This is a genomic window from Humidesulfovibrio sp. (assembly GCF_035560995.1).
Lineage (GTDB): Bacteria > Desulfobacterota > Desulfovibrionia > Desulfovibrionales > Desulfovibrionaceae > Humidesulfovibrio.
On record NZ_DATMYK010000017.1, the window covers coordinates 1 to 5,258 of the forward strand.

Annotated in this window: 6 protein-coding genes; 1 reads left to right on the forward strand and 5 read right to left on the reverse strand. The window is 64.1% G+C overall.

All coding sequences use genetic code 11. From position 1 onward, the window contains the following. Nucleotides 1-58: 58 nt before the first annotated feature. The 5 genes from VN419_RS00480 to VN419_RS00500 form a co-directional block, all read right to left on the reverse strand. Nucleotides 59-496: a hypothetical protein gene (locus VN419_RS00480; RefSeq protein WP_325643297.1), complete on the reverse strand. Its 438-nt coding sequence runs from the start codon at nucleotides 494-496 to the stop codon at nucleotides 59-61. A gap of 86 nt (nucleotides 497-582) precedes the next feature. Then, nucleotides 583-1,095, reverse strand: coding sequence for a hypothetical protein (locus VN419_RS00485; protein ID WP_325643299.1), 513 nt, complete (start codon nucleotides 1,093-1,095; stop codon nucleotides 583-585). Between the two features lie 14 nt (nucleotides 1,096-1,109). Further along, nucleotides 1,110-1,421: a hypothetical protein gene (locus tag VN419_RS00490; protein ID WP_325643301.1), complete on the reverse strand. Its 312-nt coding sequence runs from the start codon at nucleotides 1,419-1,421 to the stop codon at nucleotides 1,110-1,112. A 21-nt stretch (nucleotides 1,422-1,442) separates the two neighbouring features. Further along, entirely contained in the window at nucleotides 1,443-2,006 is a 564-nt protein-coding gene (locus VN419_RS00495; RefSeq protein ID WP_325643303.1) for an RNA polymerase sigma factor, read from the reverse strand. A gap of 146 nt (nucleotides 2,007-2,152) precedes the next feature. Then, a complete protein-coding gene (locus tag VN419_RS00500) occupies nucleotides 2,153-3,076 on the reverse strand; it encodes a hypothetical protein (protein ID WP_325643304.1) in 924 nt (307 codons plus the stop codon). Nucleotides 3,077-3,491: 415 nt separating this feature from the next. Here VN419_RS00500 and VN419_RS00505 point away from each other — a divergent pair, with 415 nt between their 5' ends. Then, nucleotides 3,492-4,895: an NAD(P)/FAD-dependent oxidoreductase gene (locus VN419_RS00505; protein ID WP_325643305.1), complete on the forward strand. Its 1,404-nt coding sequence runs from the start codon at nucleotides 3,492-3,494 to the stop codon at nucleotides 4,893-4,895. The last annotated feature ends 363 nt before the right edge of the window (nucleotides 4,896-5,258 follow it).

A 5,258-nucleotide genomic window follows, 5' to 3' on the forward strand; every position in this document is an offset into this window, starting at 1 on the left:
GGTCAAATGGCGGACCCAAAGGCGGAAGGGAGAAATCCCGGCGAATCCCTCTCGCGCCCTAGCCGGGCGGCAGGCTGCGGGCCGTTTTCAGGGCCTGGGAGCAGTCGGACAGGATGCGCGCCAGGCAGCCGGGCAAAACGAGGTTGGGCGCTTGAGCGGTGGAGAGGTCGTGACGCGAGGCCGAGCGCGACGTCTCGGGCGAGAGGCACCAGACCTGGGTGGGATAGTAGTAGCTGACGCCCTGGGAGAACTTCTTCTTGGGGTTGTTCACCCAGTTGGGGTGGCCCTGCTTCTCCTCGCGAAAGATGGGCAGGCGTCCCGGGCTCTTGCCGGAATTGATGGGCAGCCAGCAGACCCGCTCCGGCCCGGTCTCCAGGCACACGCAGTAGTGCGAGCGGGTGGACGGGCTGCCCGTGGCGCAGCTGTCCACGTCGAACAGGTTGGCGTCCAGCATCACCACGCGGCCGGGGTAGATGTCCTCGTCGCGGATCAGCATGCGCCCCTCCGGCCAGCCATTTCTTTCGCCGGGCAATGGGCGCAACTGTCCTGTCTTTCTGTCGTCATGGCGCTAACCTTCCGGATCTACTTGGGCTGTGCGCTGGCTGGTGCGGTGCCGCCCGCTGGCGGCGGACCGGGCGCATGTTCCGGCGGCGGACCAGGAGGCGGACCGGGAGGAAAGCCGGGAGGCGGGCCAGGAGGCATGCCTGGTCCGGGCGGGGGGCCAAGGTGGCGCATCTTGTCCATGCGGGCGCGAAACTCCGCGAACTTCACACGCTGCTCCGGGTTCAGTTCGCTGGAAACACGGTCGTCGGCTTCCAGGCGCACCTTGTCCATCTGCTCGCGCACCGAGGCATGGATCGTGTCGCCCTTGCGCACCGCATCTTTCAGGATGGGCAGAATGCTCTGTTTCTGCGCTTCGCTCAGTCCCACTTCGCGGTCGATGCTCTCAAGCAGGTGGTCCTCCAGCCGTTTGCGCGTATCAGCCAGGAGCTGGGGCAGGTTGCGGGCCATGTAGGCGCGCATGCCGAAGGCTCCGGCCAGGGCGCCGGTGCTGAAGATGACGGCCACAAGGAGCCAGACCTTCCAGGGTTTCATGCCGGATTCCTCGTTCAGGGCACAAGCCCGGCCAGGGTGATGGCCCCGGCGCCATGCATGGAAAGGGAGAGCACGGCCTGGTGCAGCGCGCGCTCCATGAACTGGGCGTAGCCGCAGGCAGCGGTGGCGGCCAAAGCGCCAACGGGCGCGAAGCGCCGGGCGGCAATGCCGAACAGATCCCAAAAGCTGACGGAACGCGGAGCTTTGTTGCGCACCTCGCGCATGATGCGCGCGGTGAAGTCCTGCGGAAGCTGAACGGACTGCGCGCGCAGAGAGCCGTGCCGGAGCAGCGCCTGCTCGATTCTGTCGAGTCTGCCATCGTCCATGATCGCACCCTCTCCTTTGGTTTAGTCGAGTTTGTTGCCCAACACGTCGCGCAATTTGCGCCGCGCCCGGTGCGAGCGCACCTTGACCTTGGACAGGCTCCAGCCCATGAGCTCAGCCACGTCGTTCAAGGCTTGGCCGTCCATATGGGTCATGACGAGCACCTGCCGGTCCTCCGGGGCCAACTGGGCCAGGGCCCAGTCGAGGATCGCCCCGGCCTCGCTGCGTTCGGCATGGATGTCGAGCCCCTCGCAGGAGGAATCCGGTATGCTTTCTATCCACTCGCGCGCGCCCGAACCCAGCGCGCTGAAAGGCGTCTCGCGGTTTTTGCCCCGCCCGCGCCAGAAGTCCGCGCAGCGGCGCAGGGCTATGCGCGTGAGCCAGTGCACAAAGGGGCTCTCGCCCTTGTAGGTGCATAGGCGCTCATAGGCGCGCACGAAAGTCTCGTGCGCCACCTCGGCGGCTCTGTCCTGCGGCACGTGCCGGGCGGCGATGCCGATGATCTGCGCCGCATGCGCATCCACAAGCAGCGCATAGGCGTTCACATCCCCGTCCAGCACACGGCGCACAATGTCGGCGTCGTTCATTCCATTGTCTCTGTGGCGCCACCCCGACGCCGCCCGTTGAGCGCCAACCCTACCCGCATTCTAGCCACGGTGATGCGCCCCTGTCAAAAAAGGGGGGCCGGTTGACCAGACCAGCCCCCGGGAGGGTCCACAGTCAAGCCTGGGGCTCATGCGTCCAGGGAAACCGACTGCGAAACCGCACCGCTGTCAAAGAGCCCAGCGATGAGATTGTCCACGCTCTGATACGCGTTGCTGGCCCGCTGGCGCAGCATGAACTCCGCCAGGGTGCTGGCGCTTGCGCTCGTGCCGCTGCCTGCGTTGCTGGCCGTGCTCGTGCTCGAAGTCGAGCTGAACATGCTCTGCATCAACGCGTCGATGGACGCCGAGTCCGAACCCGAAGCGCTGCTCGTCGAACTGCTGCTCGAACTGCCTGCGCCGCTCGTGCCGTCCGTGGGCGGCGGCTGGGGCGGCATCACGCCGCCGTTTTCGGCCATCATGCTTTCGCGCTCGGCCTTGAGCCCGCTGGTGAGCTCGCCTTCACTCAGCACGCCGTCGCCGTCCGTATCCAGCTTGGTCAGCTGTTCGGCCGTGGCGCCCAGTTCCTCAGCGCTCAACTTGCCGTCGCCGTCGGAGTCCTTCAGCGACATGACGGTCTTGGCCATGTTCTCGTCCATCTTTTCCAGATAGTCCGTCAGGGAACTGCCGGAATTGCTGGAGGACGAGGAACTGGCGCTGGCTGCACTCACGGCCGTGGCCTCGGTCCCGCTGTCGCTGAAGAGCCCGGAGATGAGATTGTCCAGGCTGGGCGGCTCTTCTGCGCCTTGAGAAGCCCCCCCGCTCAGGGTGGACTGCAGCATGCCCAGCTGTCCGTTCTGCTGCATCTCGGAACTCATGGAAGCCTGCATCTGCTCGCGCTTGCTCTTGAGCGCCGCGGCGAGTTCCGCGCTGCTTAAGACGCCGTCGCCATCGGTATCGAACTGGGCCACATCAGACGCACTGACCCCGAGTTCCGAGGCGGAGACGGTTCCGCTCTTGTCGGTGTCCTTTTCGCTGATGATGCTTGCGGACAGCTTGGTGTCCATCTCATCCATGTTAAAGATCGAATTTGTACTGCTTGTCGAGGAGTTGATCTGCATAGAAAATCTCCTGAAGCGCCCCCATCACGCCAATGAAAGAGGGCATAAAACACCAGAACGCATTGCCCGAAACGGTTAAGCGTCGTGGTGCGGCCGCTGGCCGCTAGCAAAGTCTGAGCATGGCGTCCTCCATCGTCTCCCCTCCCCAAGGGACACGAAAGAGTCCTTTCACCTCTCTATGACGCCTGCCCGTTTCAGCCGGTTACAGCCTCGGAGCAACTTTTTTCCTGCGTAATTGGCGGGCCGCCCGCCAGACCGTATTTCCCTGCGCGCGGGGCCTTGCAGAGCCGCCCCTTGCGGTGCTACAGGCGGTAAGCTCCAGACGCGCGCGCTTTCGCCCGCATCAATCTTTTGGGCACGAGGTTCGACCATGACCGCAGGCAAGACCACACGCACGGATTTCGACGTCATCATCGTGGGCGGAGGCCCTGCCGGGCTGTTCGCCGCCGCCTGGCTGGGCGAGAACACCCACCTTTCCGTGCTGGTCCTTGAAAAAGGCAAGCAGGCGGGCAGGCGCGACTGCCCGGTGGGCCGCCTGGGCTGCATCCACTGCAAGCCGTGCAACATCCTCTCTGGAATAGGCGGAGCCGGGCTCTTTTCCGACGGCAAGCTGAACTTCATCCACAAGCTGGGCAAGACCGACCTGACCCAGTTCATGGAGGAGTCCGAGGCCAGGGCCCTCATCGACGAGACCGAGGCCATGTTCAACCGCTTCGGCATGGATGGCCCGGTGTACCCCACCAACATGGACCAGGCCAAAAAGATCCGCGCCCAGGCCAGAAAGACCGGCATCGACCTGCTGATCATCCGCCAGAAGCACCTGGGCAGCGACAACCTGCCCCGGCTCATCGGCGACATGACCGAGTACGTGAAGGCCAAGGGCGTGACCTTCCACACCTCCGAGGAAGTCAAAAGCGTCATTGCCGAAAACGGCGCAATCAAGGGCGTTGTCACCAGCAAGGGCGAATACACCGCCCGCGCCGTCATCCTGGCGCCGGGCCGCGTTGGCGCGGAATGGGTGGGCAACCAGGCCCGCGAACTCGGCCTCGCGCTCTCGCAGCGCGGCATCGAGGTGGGCGTGCGCGTGGAGGTGCCCCGCGAGGTGATGCAGGAAACCTGCGAGATCATCTACGACCCCACCTTCTTCATCCGCACCAGCAAGTACGACGACCAGACCCGCACCTTCTGCACCAACGACGGCGGCTTCGTGGCCCTGGAGAACTACCAGGACTTCGTGTGCGTGAACGGCCACGCCTACATGGACAAGAAGAGCCCCAACACCAACTTCGCCTTCCTCTCCAAGGTGGTGCTGAACGACCCCGTGACCAACAACCAGGCCTATGGCGAGCACATCGGCCGCCTGGCCTCGCTCATCGGCGACGGCAAGCCCATCCTGCAGCGCTTCGGCGATTTGAAGCGCGGTCGCCGCAGCACTTGGCAGCGCATCAAGAACAGCTCCATCGAGCCTACGCTGAAGAACGTGGTCTGCGGCGACATCGCCATGGCCCTGCCCGAGCGCATTCTGACGAACCTGGTGGAGGGGCTGGAGAAGCTGGGCCAGGTGGTGCCCGGCGTGGCCAACGACGAAACTCTGCTCTATGCGCCGGAGATCAAATTCTTCGCCACGCAGATCGAGACCACTTCGCACCTGGAGACGGCAATTTCCGGCCTGTTCGTGGCCGGAGACGGCCCCGGCGTGGCCGGCAACATCGTCTCGGCCGCGGCCACGGGTTTGATCCCGAGCAAGGAAATAGCGCGCAGGCTGGCCGGGTAGAAAAAGAGAAGAGCCTCTGGCGGCCAAAGGGCCTTGGCCCTTTGGAATCCCTCTGGTTCCGTTTCCCTCCCGGCTCATTTGAGCCGGGAGGGAAACGGAACGGCAGGCCAGCCAAAACCATGCCCACCGCAAATTTTAGCCGGACCTGAGGTCAATTCCGCCTCATTCGCAACGCACGGCTAAATATTCTCTAGAAAATGGTTGACAGGCTGTCATTTCATTGACAGTGAGTGAACACGCCTTTGGGGCGTCGTTTTCTTGCGTCTGCCATCATGGAGGATCAATGGCGCTCAACATCGACGGCATCATCGGCAGCAGCCCCGCCCTGCGCGAGGTTTATAAAATCCTGGAGAAGGTCGCCCC

Bases quoted from the DNA above. Each gene is read 5' to 3' on its own strand.
- VN419_RS00480 (WP_325643297.1), bottom strand. From the start codon at position 496: ATGCTGATCCGCGACGAGGACATCTACCCCGGCCGCGTGGTGATGCTG.
- VN419_RS00505 (WP_325643305.1), top strand. From the start codon at position 3,492: ATGACCGCAGGCAAGACCACACGCACGGATTTCGACGTCATCATCGTG.
- VN419_RS00485 (WP_325643299.1), bottom strand. From the start codon at position 1,095: ATGAAACCCTGGAAGGTCTGGCTCCTTGTGGCCGTCATCTTCAGCACC.
- VN419_RS00490 (WP_325643301.1), bottom strand. From the start codon at position 1,421: ATGGACGATGGCAGACTCGACAGAATCGAGCAGGCGCTGCTCCGGCAC.
- VN419_RS00500 (WP_325643304.1), bottom strand. From the start codon at position 3,076: ATGGATGAGATGGACACCAAGCTGTCCGCAAGCATCATCAGCGAAAAG.
- VN419_RS00495 (WP_325643303.1), bottom strand. From the start codon at position 2,006: ATGAACGACGCCGACATTGTGCGCCGTGTGCTGGACGGGGATGTGAAC.